13 protein-coding genes are annotated in these 19,225 nt (G+C 49.0%); 3 read left to right on the plus strand and 10 right to left on the minus strand.

The window, feature by feature from the left end:
• The first annotated feature begins 140 nt into the window (after positions 1–140).
• From GOU96_RS04910 to GOU96_RS04920, 3 genes are all read left to right on the plus strand, one after another.
• A complete protein-coding gene (locus GOU96_RS04910; protein ID WP_000735496.1) occupies positions 141–1,154 on the plus strand; it encodes a Fe(3+) ABC transporter substrate-binding protein in 1,014 nt (337 codons plus the stop codon).
• Between the two features lie 83 nt (positions 1,155–1,237).
• Positions 1,238–2,863 carry an ABC transporter permease gene (locus tag GOU96_RS04915; RefSeq protein WP_000660927.1) on the plus strand — a complete coding sequence of 542 codons (1,626 nt, stop codon included), beginning with the start codon at positions 1,238–1,240 and terminating at the stop codon, positions 2,861–2,863.
• Complete coding sequence (locus GOU96_RS04920; RefSeq protein WP_001277489.1) at positions 2,863–3,894, plus strand: ABC transporter ATP-binding protein; 1,032 nt, start codon at positions 2,863–2,865, stop codon at positions 3,892–3,894. Before GOU96_RS04915 ends, GOU96_RS04920 begins: the two co-directional genes overlap by 1 nt.
• Before the next feature lie 130 nt (positions 3,895–4,024).
• On the opposite strand, the gene GOU96_RS04925 is transcribed toward GOU96_RS04920, so the two are convergent.
• The 10 genes from GOU96_RS04925 to GOU96_RS04970 form a co-directional block, all read right to left on the minus strand.
• The gene (locus GOU96_RS04925) at positions 4,025–5,437 is read right to left on the minus strand and encodes a phosphoglucomutase/phosphomannomutase family protein (protein ID WP_000589188.1); all 1,413 of its coding nucleotides are present in this window, start codon (positions 5,435–5,437) and stop codon (positions 4,025–4,027) included.
• A 122-nt stretch (positions 5,438–5,559) separates the two neighbouring features.
• Positions 5,560–7,965, minus strand: a complete 2,406-nt coding sequence (locus tag GOU96_RS04930) for a GH36-type glycosyl hydrolase domain-containing protein (RefSeq protein ID WP_069212470.1) — start codon at positions 7,963–7,965, stop codon at positions 5,560–5,562.
• Positions 7,966–8,083: 118 nt separating this feature from the next.
• Positions 8,084–9,997 carry a beta-N-acetylhexosaminidase gene (locus tag GOU96_RS04935; RefSeq protein ID WP_000122111.1) on the minus strand — a complete coding sequence of 638 codons (1,914 nt, stop codon included), beginning with the start codon at positions 9,995–9,997 and terminating at the stop codon, positions 8,084–8,086.
• Positions 9,994–10,878 (minus strand): N-acetylglucosamine kinase, encoded by an 885-nt coding sequence (locus GOU96_RS04940; RefSeq protein ID WP_001914879.1) that lies wholly within the window; start codon positions 10,876–10,878, stop codon positions 9,994–9,996. Before GOU96_RS04940 ends, GOU96_RS04935 begins: the two co-directional genes overlap by 4 nt.
• Positions 10,875–12,599: a glycoside hydrolase family 9 protein gene (locus GOU96_RS04945; RefSeq protein WP_000925604.1), complete on the minus strand. Its 1,725-nt coding sequence runs from the start codon at positions 12,597–12,599 to the stop codon at positions 10,875–10,877. The genes GOU96_RS04940 and GOU96_RS04945 overlap by 4 nt, the downstream gene beginning before the upstream one ends.
• A 56-nt stretch (positions 12,600–12,655) precedes the next feature.
• On the minus strand, positions 12,656–13,651 hold the full coding sequence (locus GOU96_RS04950; RefSeq protein ID WP_000042557.1) for an ABC transporter ATP-binding protein: 996 nt from the start codon (positions 13,649–13,651) through the stop codon (positions 12,656–12,658).
• A 42-nt stretch (positions 13,652–13,693) separates the two neighbouring features.
• Entirely contained in the window at positions 13,694–14,677 is a 984-nt protein-coding gene (locus tag GOU96_RS04955) for an ABC transporter ATP-binding protein (protein ID WP_000211036.1), read from the minus strand.
• Positions 14,678–14,679: 2 nt separating this feature from the next.
• The gene (locus GOU96_RS04960) at positions 14,680–15,705 is read right to left on the minus strand and encodes an ABC transporter permease (RefSeq protein WP_267781928.1); all 1,026 of its coding nucleotides are present in this window, start codon (positions 15,703–15,705) and stop codon (positions 14,680–14,682) included.
• Positions 15,706–15,707: 2 nt separating this feature from the next.
• Complete coding sequence (locus tag GOU96_RS04965) at positions 15,708–16,694, minus strand: ABC transporter permease (protein WP_000540337.1); 987 nt, start codon at positions 16,692–16,694, stop codon at positions 15,708–15,710.
• Positions 16,695–16,863: 169 nt separating this feature from the next.
• On the minus strand, positions 16,864–18,534 hold the full coding sequence (locus GOU96_RS04970) for an ABC transporter substrate-binding protein (protein ID WP_000880697.1): 1,671 nt from the start codon (positions 18,532–18,534) through the stop codon (positions 16,864–16,866).
• Between the last annotated feature and the right edge of the window lie 691 nt (positions 18,535–19,225).

Here is a 19,225-nt window from a genome sequence, read left to right on the forward strand (position 1 = left end):
ATATCATTTTACAAATTGACCTGAACAAAACCTGCCGTAAAGGCGGGTTTTGTTTTATTGCCAATTGTTTTCTTATTGAACATTCCTATAATACATTGCGATTGATAAAGGTTATCATTACTAGTCAAAAGGAATACTCAATGAAAAAACTGCTCAGCCTGTCAGCGATAACGCTCAGTGTGCTTGCTCCTTCTGCTTTTGCCGCTCAAGAAGTCAATGTTTACTCTTATCGCCAACCGTTTCTGATTGAGCCGATGTTTGCTGAATTTACGAAAGAAACTGGCATTAAAGTTAACGTGAAGTTTGCGAAAGAAGGTATCGCTGAAAAGCTTGCTCAAGAAGGCGAATACAGCCCAGCAGATGTGATCTTAACCGCTGAATTCAGTCGTCTGTTTGAGCTGACCGAAAAAGGTTTGACTCAGCCGCTGGATAGCAAAGTGATTGAAGAGAACATTCCGGCTCAGTATCGTGACAGTGGCGATGAGTGGTTTGCCCTGACTCAGCGTACTCGCAGTGTCTATTCTTCACGTGACCGCCTAGGTAAGCTCGGTGATGATTTTGACTATATGGATCTGGCAAAGCCTGAGTTCAAAGGCAAAATCTGTACTCGTAGTGGTAAGCATCCTTACAACATCGCATTAGTTGCTTCCATCATTGCTAACCACGGTGAAGCGGAAGCAAAAGCTTGGCTAGAAGGCGTTAAAGCGAACCTAGCACGCAAACCGCAAGGCAACGATCGTGACCAAGTTCGCGCGATCAAAGAAGGTCTGTGTGATGTCTCATTGGGTAACAGCTACTACCTAGGCGCCATGCTGAATGATCAAGAGCAGAAATCTTGGGCTGAAGCTGTGTACATCAACTTCCCAGGTCAAAATGTGCAAGGAACACACGTTAACGTGAGTGGTATGGCGATGGCTAAATACTCACCTAACCGTGAAAACGCGCAGAAACTGATGGAGTTTTTGACTGGTGAAACGGCTCAGAAAATGTATGCAGAAGTGAACTACGAATACCCAGTCAAACCGGGTGTACAACGTTCTGCATTGGTGGAGTCTTGGGGCGAGTTTAAAGCCGACAGTCTGCCACTGGAAAAAATTGCAGATAACAATGCTGCAGCGATCAAATTGATCGATGAAGTCAAATTTGACCTGTAAGTAAAATCAGGGGTATAACGTACCCCTATTTTATTTGAGGGATGCAGTATCTGCTTGCTGTTCAAGCCTTATACTGATAGGCGATGAAAGAAAAATATTTTGCCTGGAAAGCCAGCAGCCTAGTGTTAACCACTCTGCTGGTTTTACCGATCTTAGCGATCTTCTATACCGCATTCGGCAACAGTGATGAGGTTTTTGCTCATCTTCTGGCGACTGTGATGCCCACCTATATTTTCAATACATTGGTATTAACCTGTTCGGTATTGCTCTTGGCTTTACTGTTTGGGGTACCGTCAGCTTGGCTGATTGCCATGTGCAAACTGCCCGGTGAGCGTTGGCTGCAATGGGCGCTTGTCCTCCCTTTGGCGATGCCTGCTTATATTATTGGGTATTTATTTACCCATTGGTTTGATTACGCAGGTCCAATCCAAATTGCCTTGCGCGATTGGACCGGTTGGCAAGCGGGCAGCTACTGGTTTCCCGATATTCGTAGCCTAGGCGGTGCGAGTGTGGTGCTGGCGCTGGTACTTTATCCTTATGTGTATCTTTTGTGCCGTGCGGCGTTTATGGAGCAAAATGTCACTTTGCTTCAGTCTGCGCGCTTACTGAAATGTTCACCGTGGCAAAGTTTTCGACGTATTTCTCTGCCATTAGCACGACCTGCGATTGCGGTGGGTTTGTCTTTGGTGGCCATGGAAACCATTGGTGATTTCGGCACGGTAAGCCTGTTTGCGGTGAATACCTTAACCACAGCGGTTTACGATACTTGGCTCGGTTATTCCAATCTCAATGCGGCTGCAAAAATCTCGGCCATTATGCTGGTGATGGTGCTGCTACTGCTCAGTAGTGAGCGCTATAGTCGTCGCCGACAAAAACTGTATCAAACCCAATTTAATAGCCATGAAGAGTATCGTTATACCTTAAAAGGCTGGCGTTTATGGGCCGCTTTAATCTGGTGCTGGGGCTTAGTGGCGGTGGCGTTTATTCTGCCTCTGCTACAACTTATCAGTTACGCGTGGACCTATTTTGCCCAGAGCTGGACCACCCAATTTAAAGAGTACGCGATCAACAGTTTCACTGTCTCGATCAGTGCTGCTGTCGTAGCAGTCTTAGTGGCTTTAGTGGCTAACTTTTATGCCCGTTTACAAAATAATCGTACCAGTGTTGCCTTGATGCGCCTCTCTTCGATGGGCTATGCGGTGCCGGGAACCGTTCTGGCTATCGGTATTTTAGTACCTGTACTCGCACTGGATCATCTGATCAACGATATCGCTAAAATGATGGAGTGGGGACGCCCAGGGCTTGTTTTCTCCGGCAGTTTATTTGCGATTGTGTTCGCGCTGGTGGTGCGTTTCTCGGCGGTAGCGATTGGCAGCATCGAAAGTAGCCTCAGTAAAGTATCACCTTCGTTGGATATGGCGGCGCGCACTATGGGTTGTCATGCCAATCAAATGCTCAAGCGTGTACACTTGCCGCTGATCCGCCGCGGTGCATTAATCGCCGGCTTGTTGGTGTTTATCGAATCGATGAAGGAATTGAACGCGGCGATTTTGCTGCGCCCATTTAACTTTGAAACTCTCGCTACTTACGTCTATAACTACGCTTCAGATGAGCGCTTAGAGTTGGCGGCGCTACCCGCCATTTTACTGGTGTTGGTCGGGCTTATTCCTCTTGTTATGGTTAACCGTTCTTTGGAGCAAAAGCACTAATGAGCTGCGCACTGCTGATTGAAAATCTCACTTGCCAATACGATGCACAAACCGTATTAAAATCTCTCTCTTTGCAAGTCAATCCGGGCGAAATTGTCTGTCTGCTTGGCGCAAGTGGTTGTGGTAAAACCACCTTGCTGAAAGCGATTGCCGGCTTGCTGCCTTTGGCTTCTGGTCAGCTTAGCCTTAACTGTGTCACCTTGGATGACGGTAAACGCTGGTTGCCCCCTGAGCAGCGCAATATTGGAATGATTTTCCAAGATTACGCATTGTTTCCCCATCTTACCGTGGCGCAAAACGTTGGTTTTGGGTTAGATGCGATGCCCGCGAAGCAAAAGCAGGCCAAAATTGCCGAGATGCTGGCTCTGGTTCATCTTGACGCTTTCGCAGAGCGTTATCCGCACCAACTATCGGGTGGTCAGCAGCAGCGTGTCGCCATTGCTCGTGCCTTAGCGTATAAGCCCGATCTGTTACTGCTTGATGAGCCGTTTTCCAATATCGATACTCAAGTACGCCATGAGCTGATCATTGAGATTCGTAAGATCTTTAAACAGCAGGGTGTCACGGCGATTTTCGTCACTCACTCGCGCGAAGAAGCGTTTGCCTTCGCTGATAAAATGGCGGTGATGAATCGTGGTGTGATTGAACAATACGGCACCGCCGCAGAGCTTTACTACCAACCATCGAGTCAGTTTGTGGCCGATTTTCTGGGCGGAGGCAGTTATTTAAGCGCCAAGCGGATCAGTGAAACTCAGTACCAAACGGCGCTTGGGGTGGTCGAAGCGATTGCGCGCCAACCGATCGCGGTAGAGGCGGAGTGTAAGTTACTGCTGCGTCCACAACAGGTGCAAATTCGTGCAGAAGAGGAGAGCAGTGTGACGGTGACGGAGCAGCAGTTTATGGGCGATCATTGCCGTTATCTGATTGATGCGCATGGCACTCAGCTTATCGCGACCTCTTCGCAACCGCTGGAGTTAGGGCAGTCAGTCTCGGTCAATATTGATACCCAAGGCGTGCTCGCTTTCGCCTAATGCACCCACCAAGCGTCTTGAATTGCCAAACTATGTTACCTGCATAAAAAAGCCCGACGTCGAGCGTCGGGCAAGTGTTCTTCTCCGCTGAGGGGACTTAACCTCAGGGGATGATTTGACAAGGCGATGATTACAACGCCAAGAAAGCTTTCATCTGTTGAAGAACACGCTCCGCAGTATCTTTGTCGGCCATTTCGGCGAAAATACGTAATAAAGGTTCAGTACCGGAGAAGCGGGCAATTACCCAGCCACCGTTCTTGAAGTAGACTTTCGCCCCATCTTCATAGCTGACTTTATCGATGTCGAATTCAAACTCAGGCAGTTTTTTCTCAATGTAGACCTTGTTGTAGATCTCATCACGCTGAGCGGGCTTAAATTTGCAATCGCCTTCCGCAGTGTAGGCATAGCCGTAACGATCATAGATCTCGGTTAACAGCTCAGAGAGTTTCTTGCCCGTCACGCTGATCATTTCCACCAATAGGCTAGAAGCGAACACGCCATCTTTCCCCTTGATGTGACCACGAATCGTGAGGCCGCCAGAGCTCTCCCCGCCAATCAGAGAGTCGTCCGCTTCCATTTGTGAAGAGATGTGTTTAAAGCCCACAGGCACTTCAAAGCACTGCTCACCATGATCGGCGGCGATCTTATCCAACAGATGTGTGGTTGCGATGTTACGCACCACAGAACCTTTCCAGCCTTTGTACTCCAGCAGGTAGTAGTAAAGCAGGATCAGCACTTCGTTCGGGTGAATAAAGTTGCCTTTTTCATCGATGATGCCAAGGCGGTCCGCATCGCCATCGGTGCCGATACCGATGTCATAACCTTCGTGTTTCACCAGATGCTTCAAGCGATACAAGGTGGCAGCGCTAGGCGAAGGCATCAAACCACCGAAGTCTGGGTTTTTGCCATCGTTGATCACGTCCACGTCGCAGCGGCCATTGATCAGTACCGTTTGCAGCGCGTTTTTCGCCACCCCGAACATCGGGTCGATCAACACTCGCAGATTGGCTTTTTTGATCGCTTCAATATCGATGAAGTTGATGATGCTGTCGACGAACTCGTTCATCGGGTTGATGATGGCGATCAGTTTGTCGTTGACGGCTTGATCAAAGTCGATCGATTTCACGTCTTGTAAAGTCAAAGTGGCAATTTGCTGCTCGATCTTCTGAGTGATCACTTCATCTGCATCACGGCCACCACGGATAAACACTTTGATGCCGTTGTAGTCGGCCGGGTTGTGCGAGGCGGTAATACAGGCTGAATAAGCACAATCCATCGCTTTGGCTTTAAACATCACCACCGGTGTTGGCACAAACTTGTCAATAAAGCTCACCACAACGCCATTCGCGGCTAACACTTCGGCAAACCAGCGTCCCGCTTTGTCTGACAGAAAACGGCGGTCGTAACCAATTACGAAGCCTTCGTTTGCGGCTTGCTCATGATGGATGATGTTGGCTAACGCTTGAGCCACCAAGCGCACATTATCTTTAGTGAATTCTTCACCAATAAACGCACGCCAGCCGCCAGTACCAAATTTAATCATTTTCTCCCCCTATCCCTTTTCTACTGACGCTGCAAGAGTCTTGGCTGCAACGACAAGTGGTCTGGGCATATAAAACGCTTAGGTATTAGCAAACGGGCACTCAGCGAGTGCCCGAAAATGGATTAACCTAGAACAACCACGACTTGGTTAACGCTGCCTGCGGCTTGCACAGGAACGGCACCTTGAATCGCTTGACCATTTAGGGTGATGGATTTCACGCCTTTTGAAACACTTTGCGGGTTTTCAACTTTGATCTGGTAAGTCGCATCACGCCATTCGCGAGTCACTTCAAAACCCGGCCATGACGTTGGGATACAAGGATCGATCTCCAGTGCATCGAAGCCCGCTTTGATACCCAAGATATAGTTGGTGGTCGCATGGTATGCCCAGCCAGAAGTACCGGTTAACCATGGGTGGTTAGCGCGGCCGTGATCTTGGTGGTCACGCCCCATGATGAACTGTACGTAAGAGTAAGGTTCAGCAATACGGGTTTCGATGATGTCGTTTTGGTTGTATGGGTTGAGTGCGTCATACAGCTCCATCGCACGATCACCACGGCCCAGTTTCGCTTCGGCTACCCATGCCCATGGGTTTGGATGCGAGAAGATCGCGCCGTTCTCTTTCACGCCTTGGTAAACGCGAGTCACGAAACCGATGTCATCATTTGGCGTGGCAAATGATGGAGCGTTCAGGTGTAGACCGTATTTGGAGAACAGATATTTGTACACCGCATCCATTGCTTTGATGCCGCGTTCATGGCTAACCGTGCCAGACAACACTGCAAGCGAGTTAGACTCTAAATGCACTTTGCCTTCCACTTGTTCGAAGGTTCCGATCTTGTCGCCATTTTTGGTCAGGCCACGGATGTACCATTCGCCTTGTTCATCCCACAAGTGAGTTTCACACGCTTCGCGTACACCATCGGCCATCGCTTGGTACTTGTCGGTTGCCGCTTCATCATTGCGATAGCGTGACAGTTCAAGGAAAGATTCCAACGCCCAGAAGTGTAGGAAAGAGACCATAGAGGACTCACCACCACCGAGGTTCAAACAGTCGTTCCAGTCGGCACGCAGACCCTTACAGATACCGGTTTGCCCCACATATTCTGCAGAGAAATCTAGCGCTGCCATCATGTGCTCATATACGGTTGCGTTGCCGCCATCCGCGTAAGGGATTACTTCGTCGATAAAGGCGAAGTCACCGGTCTCTTTCACATAGTTGAGGATGGTTGGCACAATCCACAGGTGATCGTCAGAACAAGTATCTTTAATGCCGTGGATCTTGTCTTCATCCGACGGTGTGGGGACAACTGTGGGTGATTTAGACGGTTTAACATCCGCTTTTTCTGGATCGAACCAGTCAGGATCAAACAGGTGCAGACCGTAACCGGCTTTCACTTGACCACGCAGTAGGTCAACGAGGCGCTTACGAGTCATTGCTGGGTTAGTGTGCGGTACGGAGATCGCATCTTGCGCAGTATCACGGTAGCCAAGGCCTGTACGGCCGCCGACTTCAATGAAAGAGGCGAAACGCGACCACACCACACACGTCTCCGCTTGGTACAGAGTCCAAGCGTTGATCATGGTATCGAGACCTTGGTTGGGTGATTTGACTTGGAATTTCGCACAACGCTCATCCCAGTGTGCTTTGATACCTGCAAAGGCAGCATCCACTTTGCTCAGATCTTGGTATTTTTCACGCAGTTTTGCGCCGTTGCCTTTACCTACACCTAAGATCACTGCGAAGCGAACTTTTTCGCCTGGTTGCAGAACGAATTGCTTATGCAGTGCACCACAGTGGTTGTAACAGGTTTGCGCACTGTTAGAGCACTTGCCTTGCGCCACAGCGATTGGGTTAGCTTCATCACGGTACATGCCAAGGAATTGGTCGCGTTGGCCGTCGTAGCTGTCGGCATCGAAAGTCGCAGTCAGGTAGTAGAAGCCTAAGAAATCATCGGTGTTGTAGTACAGGTCATACTCAATCACGCCATCTTTGAACGCAGTACCTGCTGAGTAGAGCGACATTTGATGGTTTTGGTTATCTGACTTGATGTGGCTGAAAGAGAACTCAACATAGTTGAACGCACTGATGGTGCGCACTTCGTTCGAAGTGTTTTCAATCACTACATCCCAAACTTCGGCATCTTCGCCTTTAGGAACAAACAGGGTTTTGGTCGCGTGAATGCCGTTGTATTCACACTTGAATTTTGAGTAAGACAAACCGTGGCGAACTTCGTATTTCGCTTGTTCAAGGCTCTTCGCAACAGGTTGCCAAGAGATTGACCAGAAATCGCCTGTCGCATCATCGCGTAGGTAAACATAGTGCCCGGGACGATCTTGGGTAAAGTTTGGACGAAACTTGGTCACGCGGTTGTACTCAGGTGAGTGATAGAAGGAGTAACCCCCTGCGTTGTGTGAAATCACCGTACAGAATTTTTCAGTACCGAGATAGTTAGTCCAAGGTGCGGGTACGTCAGGGCGAGTGATGACGTATTCGCGATTATCATTATCGAAATAGCCGTATTTCATTGTGCTTTCCTTTTAAACCAGCTGCCCTATGGCAGCTAAAAATTTTGCTAGTGAAAACCAGCGTGAGTTCCGTCACGCCGTCGTTACGATTTTCGGAAGAATTACTTTCAAGGCAGAATTACTTCCAAGGCGCGCGATAAGGTATTTTCTGCTTATCCAGCAGTGGTAAATGGCCTTTCAAACGCGCTAGATAATCCAACCAGTCACGCTGGGATTTCTCTGTCCAACCGCCTTCTGCTAATGCCGTGAGACGTGGATAGAGCATGTATTCCATGCGTTCTGAGTTATTGATCAATTCACACCACAAAGCGCATTGAATACCTAAAATGCGTTTACGCAGTGGGTCATTGGCCGGAACGTCGGCTAACGGTTCATAACCGTAAGCACGCTCTAGCGGAGTAACACCCGCCCAATCCACGCCCGGCTCTTCAGGAGCGTAGTCTTGAACGATATCGAGATAGGTGAATTGTCCCGGTTGCAAAATCACGTCAAAGCCTTGTTTGGCGCAATCCAAGGCGGCTTTTTCCGATAACCAAGAGTAAATCACCGTATCTTTACTCACTTTGTCGCCGTGATGGGCTTCTTCCCAGCCGACCATGCGCTTACCCAAGCTCTTGAGTTTTTTCTCGGCGTAGCGCAGTAAGTGGCCTTGCAGCTCTTTCGGGTCGGTATAGCCTTGCTCTTGCATTAAGGCTTGGCATTTCGGGCTATCTACCCACACGCCGTGTGGGACTTCATCGGCACCGATATGGATAAATTGGCTTGGAAACAGCGCAGCCACTTCTTCCAATACGATGTCGAGGAATTGATAAGTGCCCGGCAGTGCAGGGGAGAGCACATTGTCGTTGTAGTACTGAATACTGCGATATTGCGAGCAATCTTCCTCATCAACCAGCCATTCCGGCAGCGCTTTAATCGCGGCGCGGCTGTGCCCTGGTACGTCAATTTCAGGGATGACAGTAATGCCACGATCGCTGGCGTACTCAATCACTGCACGGATCTCATCTTGGGTATAGAAACCGCCATGACGCTCGGTGAGTAAACTGTATTGAGGTTCAAGCACTTCATCCATGCCACGCCATGCACCAATGTCTGTCAGTTGCGGCAGGCGTTTAATCTCAATACGCCAACCTTCATCATCGGTCAGATGCCAGTGGAACACGTTAAATTTGTAGTGTGCCAGTTGATTGATCACTCGTTTGACCTGCTCAAGCGAGTGAAAGTGGCGGGCGCAATCGAGCATCATGCCGCGATACTTAAAGCGCGGTGCATCGACAATTTTGACCAGAGGAAAGCGCAATGAGCCTTGATGCGCTTGCGCCAGTTGCAGCAAAGTCGCGCTGGCATGCATAAAGCCACTGTGGCTACCTGCTTCAATCTTGATCCCTTGCGCTTCGATATTGAGTTGATAATGGCCCTCATCGAGCGTGGGATTACTGCGGTAGACGATATCGCTATGGCCAACCGTATTCAGTTTGAACCCATGCAGTGCATGCAATTCTTGTTCTAACCAGCGTGCAGCACGCGCGGCCGAGTCCGATTGCAGCGAGATCTGGCTGGAGTGGTTGACCACAAACTCACCTTGGAAACGTTGCAGTGAATTGGGTTTTGGAATTAGGCACAGCTCGGCGGCCTCAACGTGTGGGATTTGGCTACGCTCGCGAAATGGTGACGCGAGAACGATAGGGTTAACCGCAACGTTAATTCTTTCGACAGGCTGTTTATCATTGAGTTGGACAAACGCGTGCTTTACCCCATCGGTGTAGAAATGGTAAGGCGCGGTTTTGATGATGAACTCACAATAAAAGTGGCCATTGGCTGGCAACACTTTTTCCGTTGGAACAATCGAACATAAGCTGCCGACTTGGGTCAGTTGACCGTTGGTCACACTCATGGGTTGGATGTAACGATCAATCACAAAATACAGCGACCAATCATGCAGATCTTGATCGCTCAAATTGTGCAGGGTTAAACCAAAACGGCAATCCGGTTTTTGTTCCGAGAGCACCGCAAATTCAATTCGATAACTCATAAACCATCCTTATACAGGTTGTGCTCAGGCTTACCGGCAAACATTAATGCGCCTTCGATAGCATCCGATTGCGGTTTGACAATCCACTGCTGTACCGGTGGGGAGAGCCAATCTTGGATACGCTCAGCAATGCTGCCCATTAAACAGATGCGTTCTGCGCCTTTGTGGTGTAAGGCGATCAGGAACATTTCAATGTCTGCGGCGGTCTGTTTGAGTAATTCAATCGCGAGGGTATCGCCGCAATAGGCATGGCTGAAAATCTGAGGTGAAAATTGCCCATAATCGCGAGGTAGAGCGGTTTTAGACCAAGCAACAATGGCATCAATATCTTGGTTAAAGTGGTTCATCACTACATCACACAGCGGGGTATGGGGACGGATGCCGTCTTGTGCGAGCAGCACTTGTTGAATCAGGCGTAAGCCCATGACGGCGCCACTGCCTTGATCGGAGATTGGGAACTCACGACCGCCAACCACGTACTGTTTGCCACCTTTTAGCAAAATGCCGCACGATCCGGTTCCGGCGATCATGATCGCGCCCTCTTCACCAAGATGCGCGCCAAGACAAGCGCCATAAGCATCGGTGTTAAGCGTGATGGAAGCGAAAGGGTGCGCCTGCTGCATAAAAGCGTGCCACGCCTCTTTTTGCTCCGCACCAGCCAAAGCAAGACCTACATGCATACGAGGGAAGTCGTCTGATGATAATCCGCCTTGCTCTGCCGCTTGGGTGATCGCATCGACTACGGAACGCAACGCCACCTCAACACCGAGCATGATGTTGGCGCTGCCACTTTTGGCTTCGCCAACCCATTCACCTTGCTGATTACGAATGCGAGCACGGCAGGATGTACCGCCGCCATCAATGCCTACGTAGTAGTTCATTGGTTCTCCTCCCCGTGAGCGGTAAAGTGAGCAAATTGGCTGATGATGGCAAGCAGATACCAAGCGCCATGCGGGATCCATTGTTCTCCCCAACGCCAGTTTTGCAGCATGTCATCTTTTTGCCCTGCAGGGTTAAACGCGATATCTCTTGGGTCATCAAAGCCCGCGGTTATGCCGTTACACACACCGCCTTTGGCATTGAAAAAGCCTAAATGAGGTAAGTAATCGGGATTATTGTGCCCATGTCCATCGAGCATGCACATGTTGTAAGGATTGAGCCCGACAATCCAGTTCAGGGCATTTTGTGACCACTGTTCAAGCGGTTTAGCGATAGCGGTACTCAAATGAGGCTGAGCAAGATAGGCCATGCTCGCCAACGAGGCGAGACGGGCATTTTCACCTTGCCACCAGTAACCACTTTCGTTGTCTTGGGCGATAAAGAAACTGGTGCGTTTGGCGCTTTCCACCCCTTTGACATACTGACGCGGGTACCCAAACGGGTTGGAGACTTGTTGAGTTATCGCTAACTCGAATTGACAGGCTTGCTCGACCACTCTTTGGAGTTGAGCGTAGTTAGCCGTATCCGTTTCAATATTCAGATACTCGCAAAGTGCAATGACAGGCAGACCAGCATCACTGGCGTGGAAGTATGGGCGCTCACCGTTGCTGGTGGCAGACCAGTAGTGCGCAATTTGTTCATCGCTGCATTGACGCTTGGCTAAACGCTGTGCCCACTCACGAGCTTGAGCCAGATATTGGTCATTCTCTGTCGTGCGGTAAAGTTCGCAACACGCCAAGAGTGCGCAGTACTCATCAATGATGTTTTCAACCCCATCATTGAGGTAGGCGAGGTTATGCTCTTTGAGGTGCCAGTAGCCTTTTTCTGCCGCCTGTAAATAGTCAGTTTGTGTGAACTCGCCGTGCGTATCCAAACGCGCGGCTGCGGCAAGTGCAGCAATCGCCATGCCACCACCTTGGCGAAAACCCGCTTGATAATCATCGGATTTATGGCCTTGTTGGGTCGCGTAGGCACAAATCTCCCGTTGTTTGGTATCTTTGCTCCATTTGTCAAAGACTGTCATATAAAAAAATCCCTCGGAGTTTTGCATACGGCGTAGAAAATCAGCACCAAACAACGCTTCATCCTTGAGGCGAGTGCGAGAAAACGATGCAAAACCCGAGTGATGTTGTAAAACCGCTAACCCTTTGAGCATGTTCCAGACCACCAAAGGTGTTTGTTGTGGGTTCAAATAGTTAGCGTAAGAAAGGTGACTGAGATACTTGCTAACGTCACCTGAAGCGTCGTACCAGCCACCGTGCACATCGGCAGTGGTTGATGTGCCCAGCAGCGGTACTTGCTTGTCTTGTTGATCAAACTGCCCAGAGCAGCGTTGCGATTTAAAGTAGTGCAGCACATCAGAGAATGTGCGTTGCATTAATACGCCTCGCGCAATAGTAAAAGTGGCAGAATGCGTGTGTTCTAGGCGCAGATAATAGTCGCCTGGCGTCGTGAAATCGGAAAAGTCGATACGATGAAATTGTCCCTGATGCCAGTTGTCGACCTTGCCGTGCCACTCAATAGCGAGCTTGGCAACGGTTTGGTGACTACGAGCGCAAACCAAAAGCACACAATCGTCCATGAGTTGTGTTTGTCCACACAGCAACACCGCCTGTTTAGGGCCTTGGATTTCATAGCCAATGTGGTTGGTCAGTAACAGCATTCATTTTCTCCACAGTATGGATTGAGCAAGCTCCCTACGAGAGGGAGCTGCTGGTTTTATTTTTCAAACAGATAACAACGCACAAAGTGGTTGTCAGACAACTGAGTGACTTCTGGCAAGGCTTCGCGACATTTCGCGGAAGCGTGCAAACAGCGTCCTGCAAATGGACAGCCGACAGAATTCGGAGTCCACAGTGGGATCTCGCCTTTGTTGCCTTCCAATTTTTCGTGGATAGACTTTTTCGGATCGGGCACCGCAGAGACTAACAGCTTGGTGTAAGGGTGCTGTGGATCGTGAATGATCTCATCGGTATCACCCCATTCCACCATGTGTCCTACGTACATAACGGCCAAGTCTTCAGCGATGTAGCGAGCGGTCGCGATGTCGTGCGTGATGTATAGCAGAGACATTTGACGCTCAAACTTCATCTCTTCCATCAGGTTGAGTACGCCTGCACGGATTGACACATCAAGCATTGAAGTGGGTTCATCAGCCAGAACAACCTCAGCACCAACAGCAATGTTACGTGCTAAGTTAACGCGCTGACGCTGACCACCAGAAAGTTGGTGCGGATATTTAGCGGCTGTGGCTTTTGGTGGGATGAGACCAACTTGTTCAAGCAGTTCGTAAACACGCTCTTCCAACTCTTTTTTGTTGCCCGGGGTGACCTTTTTGTGGATCAGCAGCGGGCGAGCAATGTGGTGGAAAATGGTATGGGTTGGGTTGAGTGAGCCAAACGGATCTTGCCATACCATCTGTACGCCTTCGCGGTAATGCATCAGGTCGTCACGAGAAACGATGTCCTGAATATCACGGCCTTTGTACTCGATAACCCCAGAGGTCGGCGCGTACATTTTGGCGATCATCTTGGCGGTGGTGGATTTGCCTGAGCCAGACTCACCTACCACAGATAAACCGCGGCTTTTGTACATTTTGAATGATACGTCGTTGATGGCACGCATCATGGGTTGTTTGAGTGCGTTACTGTTGATGGCAAAATCTTTAACCAGATTTTTTCCCTCAACCAGTAATTCGCCATGTGGTTTGCTCATAATTGTCTCCAGAAATTCTTTGCTACTGCTTTGTCGTACGCCTTAGCGTTTTATAGTGGCGTTCGATTGCGTATAGAGATGGCAGTTAGAAAAGCGGCCATGCTCGATTTGGCGCAGTACGGTCGGTACCTTAGTACAAGCTTCATGAACTCGATCACAGCGAGCTTGGAAACGGCAACCTTGAGGAATGTCCAATAGGTTGAGTGGGTTTCCAGGGATCCCTGTGAGTTTTGTTTTTGGTCCAGTTAATGGTGGAAAAGAACTTCCCAACCCTTTGGTATAAGGGTGGTAAGGGGTTTCCAGAATTTGTTTTGAAGGAGCCACTTCAATCAATTCACCGGAGTACATGATGCCGATACGGTCTGAGAACTCGACCATCAGTGACAAGTCATGAGTAATGAACAGAATAGAGAAACCAAACTCTTCTTTGAGTGCGTAGATCTTCTGCAGAATTTCACGCTGAACGACAACATCTAGCGCGGTCGTGGGTTCATCCATAATGATCATTTTTGGATTGAGCGCGAGCGCAATCGCAATCACCAAGCGTTGACGCATACCACCCGAGAACTGGTGCGGATAATCGTTAAGACGGCTTGGATGAATATCCACAATTTCTAACAGCCCTTCAGCACGACGTTTGGCTTGTTCACGCGTCATATTGGTATGGCGCATGATCACATCGCAAAATTGCTCTTCCATGGTCAGAACTGGGTTCAGCGCGTTCATCGCACTTTGAAATACCATCGACATTTCTTTCCAACGGAACGCTTGCATGCGCTCATCACTGTATTTCAGGATGTCTTCACCGTTGAAGATCACCTCGCCACCAGTGATGAACGCGGGCGGCTTATGCAGGCGCATCAGCGAGAAGGCAACGGTAGATTTACCACAACCGGATTCACCCGCAAGGCCAAACACCTCGCCGGGGGCTAAATCAAAGCTCACATTGTTACAGGCACGGACGTCACCAGCATCGGTAATGTAGTCCACGCATAAGTTGCGGATTGAGATTAATGGCGTAGTCATGATTATTTATCTCCGCTCCAAAGTGCATTTTGTGGTGGTACGTTTGGCTCACGCGCTTTTTGGTCTTGCTTGGCAAGGTTTTTCCAACGCTTCATGCCTTTATGTGAACGCAACTGTGGGTTAGCAATTTCGTCAACCGCAAAGTTCAACAGCGCAAGGCCTGTGACCAGCAGAGTCAAAGATAAACAAGGTGCCAGCAGTTCCCACCAAGCGCCGATCAGCATTGAAGACGAGGTTTGTACGTTGTAGAGCATGATGCCCCAACTGATGGTGTTAGGGTCGCCCAAGCCTAAGAAGGAGATCGTCGCTTCCATCATGATCGCGTACATCACCGAGCCGATAAAACTTGCGCCGACAATCGAAATCAGGTTTGGCAGAATCTCAATAAAGATGATGCGCCATGAAGATTCGCCTAGTACTTCTGCGGCTTTCACAAACTCTTTCTCACGCAGTGCCATGGTTTGCGAGCGAACCACCCGCGCACCCCAAGCCCAGGAGGTACAGCCAATAATCAGCGCTATGGTGAGAGGTCCCGCTTCCCCAATAAAGGCAGCTAATACGAACAGCAGTGGGTATTGCGGAATGACCAGCATGATGTTCATTGCGGCGGTGAGGAAATCGTCGATTTTCCCGCCAAAATAACCCGCAGAGACACCGATGACGGTGGCTAAGAAACAGACCGTGATACCAGCGCCGAAGCCCACAGCTAAGGATACGCGAGCACCATAAGCCACTTGTGACCACACATCACGACCCATACGTGTGGTGCCTAGTATGTGGTCAGCTTTTTTCGACATCGCTAGAGTGCGGCGATCTGTCGCTAGGTTTTCGGCAATCCAGCCATCAGGACTCGCTTTCGCCGCTTTTACGACAAAAGCGGGGTATTCGTGCGGATTGCCTGTGCGCTTGTCTGGCTCATGAGAGGTAAGAAGTGGTGCGGCGACCGCGAGCAGAAAAAACAGGCCTAAGATGGTGACACCAATCATCGCCATACGGTTGCCGCGTAAGAGTTTCCAAAGTGCTTTCATGATTATTTACCTCCCTTGCGTAAGCGAGGGTCAAGAACAACGTATAACATGTCCGCCAGCAGGTTAAAGAACAGCATGAACAGCGTCATGATCAGCAGCTGACCTTGCAGAACTTGGTAGTCACGTGCGGTAATCGCGTTGAACAGTACAGTGCCTAAACCTGGGTAGTTGAAGATGATTTCGATAATCAACTGACCACCAATCGCCATACCGAGCGACATAGAAAGAGCGGTCACACTTGGCAGTAGGGCGTTACGTGCTGCGTAGTTAAATACCACACGGTTTTCGCTCAGGCCTTTGCCTTTGGCCATGGTGATGTAATCTTCAGCGAGCAGGTTAATCATGTTGTTACGCATGTTGACCAAGAAGCCACCGATCTGCACGATCGAAGCACAGAACAGAGGAAGAACGGCGTGATAACCGACGTCTTTGATGAATGCCCAACTCGTCCAATCTGGAGTGGTACCTGCTGTGTATGCGTAGCCAGTTGGGAACCAACTTAAACCGATAGCGAAAGTGAACATGGCGAGCATGGCAATAACCACTTGTGGTACAGCCTGAATCACCAGCATTCCCGGAGTAATAAAAGTGTCGTAACGGCTGCCCCGTTTCCATGCGGCAAAAATACCGAGCACAGAGCCGATGGAGAAAGAGATGATAACCGCCGTTCCCGCAAGGAACAGTGACCAACCAAATGCACCACCAAGCAGCTCATTCACACTTAAAGGGTAGAATTTGATTGAAGTGCCCAGTTCCCAAGTCAGGATGCTTTTGATGTACGTCAGATACTGCACATACCAAGGACCTTCAACAAAGCCAAGTAACTGTTTCATGGCTTCGATACGTTCTGGAGTAACTTGTGCGGTTGCGTGAGCAAACATCATGGTGACCGGATCACCAGGCATGGCACGCGGAATAATAAAGTTTAATGTTGCTGCGACCAGCAACGCGGCAAAATAGAACGACAATCGTCTTAAAAAGTAACCCATAACTTACACCTTACTCACCCAGTTTTGTCCTGTCTCTGGTTTCAGGTCTCGCCCCTAGCGAATTTGAGAGCGAGAAATCCCCTGACGACGAGCGCCATATGTCTGCTTAACAACATGAGGGGATTTAGATAGGCGGCGCACAGCGTGCGCCGCAAGAAATGAACGTGTATTACTTAACTGGTTTCAGATCCAGTACGTGTAGTAGACGCTCTGGGATACCAGCCCAAACGCTTGGACGGCCCTTCGGATTTTCTTCGCTCCACCAGCCAGTGAAACGAGTGGTGTTGTACTGATACATCCATGCACCAGACATTACAGGGATAGTCACTTGGTTTTCAGCAATGATCTTCTGAATACCGTGAGCGATCGCTAACTGCTCGTTCTTGTCCGCTGTTTTGTAGAAGCTGTCTAGCAAACCATCAAGCTTCTTATCGGTGAAGTAGTGCATCGCAAAGCGTGGCATACCGTCGCCAGATTGTAGAGCTGAGTTGTAGCCGCTGTTCCAGTAAGTGAATGGGTCAGCGCCGTGGAAGTAGTTGGTGTACGCAACGTCGTAAGTACCTTCTAGCATCGCTTGGTTATAAACCGCGAATTCAGGAGTACGTGCTTTCGCTTTGATACCCACTTCTTGTAGCTGCTCAACCGCCAGTTGAACTGTGTTGTTAAAGTCAGTCCAGCCGTTTGGAGATTGGATCAGCAGTTCAAAAGATTTGCCTGATGGAGTTTCAACGAAACCGTCACCGTTCACATCTTTGAAGCCCGCTTTTGCCAGTAGCTTCTTAGAGCCTTCAACGTCATAAGTGTTGAAGCCTTTGTACTTTTTGTGGGTCGCTTCATCAGACCATGCTTCGAATGCGTAGCCAAGGCCAGATGCGAAGTCGTTCACTGTACCGCTGCCGTAGAAGGCGATATCAATGATGGTTTGACGATCCAGAGCCATAGAGAACGCACGACGGAAATCTACGTTATCAAGTGCTTCTTTTTTCGCTGGATCTGGGTTTTTGAAGTTCACCATGAACGCCTGAGTACCCGCTGCTGGATACCAGTAGTGGTGGTTAGGGTTCGCTGCGGCGTAAGTACGGTCGATATCTGGAACGAATGAAGAAGTCCAGTCGAGCTCAGAGTTAACGATTTTGCCCAGTAGTTGGTCGTTGTTTGCGATTTGTGGAACACGCAGACAGTCAACTTCTAGGTTAGCGGCATCCCAGTAGTTCGGGTTACGACACTGGATGTACAGTTGTGGAGTGAAAGTGTCGATCACGGTGAAAGGACCAGTACCTACTGGATTTTCGTTAGTGAAGGTGGTTGGATCTTTCACGTCTTTCCACACGTGCTCAGCAACGATAGGGATCAGAGAAATTTCATAAGGTACGTTTGAGTTTGCTTCAGACAAACGGAAACGCACTTTGTATTCGTCAATTTTCTCTACGCTGGTAACCCACTTGTTGATACCACGTTGATCAAGTTCTGGTTTCGCTTTCAGCAGGCCGAAAGAGTAAACCACGTCGTCAGCTGTGAATGCTTCACCGTCAGACCACTTAACGCCTTTGCGGATATCGAAAGTCACGCTCATCAGGTCGTCAGCCATTTTGTAGCTTTCTGCCAGACGGAAAACAGGCGTATTACCTTTCATTTCATTGAATACAACCAGAGGTTCATAGATAAAGTCGGTGGTTGTACGCAGGTTAGTCGCTAAGTACGGGTTGAAGTTACGTACCATTGTAGGGTAGAAATCTGGCACGATGGTGAGCTCACTACGTGCAAACGCTGGAGCTGAAACACTGGTTGCTGCTGCGATTACTGCGGCGGCTAGTGCTGTCTTTTTAATATTGGCAAGCATAGCTGTTCCTTACTAGTTGCTTTCATTTCACTAATGGATGGAATGTCATCAATTGATAAACACTCTCCAAGACCTACCTCATCACTTTTACCCCGTCGGAGGGTGGGGAGTCATGAGTGGCCTGTAGGCCTTTGGCAGGAGTAAGAAAACACCTAGCCAAGAAATTTATCAATTGCAATTCCCGTTAAAAACGTCAAAACCTAGATGCCCTACGTCATTAACGTCAAAATACCTTCTGATGTGTGATTTTTGTACAAAAAACGCGAAGTGATTCAACTCGCAAAACGGGTGCGGTTTAGCTAGGTTTGTTAGTGTTTACTTACTTATTTGGCCTTGTTTGATAATGGCTCTTTGCCTGAGCGCTATTTGCGAGATCTCGCTCACTAGCCTGATTTTACGTTAATTTAATCGATTAAATTAAATCTGGCGAATTGTTGTGACTCCCTTCGCAATCTCAAACAAAGGCTGACTGAATCAGGAATTTGCTGCCCTTTCTTACCGTTTTATCCCGACTTTTTGAATACAAGAAGAGGGGAGTAATATGCTTTTTTTATCTCTTGAATCAAGTCTGAGTGTGTGACTCTAGTGCTCAATATGAAGGAACGAATTCCTTTGCAATTGGAAGCTGCGTGGTATTGGTTTTGTTGGTTCACCCCAATCACATAGTTTGCCTAGGCTCATGGGATTCACT

This window comes from Vibrio sp. R-1, assembly GCF_035615595.1.
In the GTDB taxonomy this organism is placed as follows: domain Bacteria; phylum Pseudomonadota; class Gammaproteobacteria; order Enterobacterales; family Vibrionaceae; genus Vibrio; species Vibrio cholerae.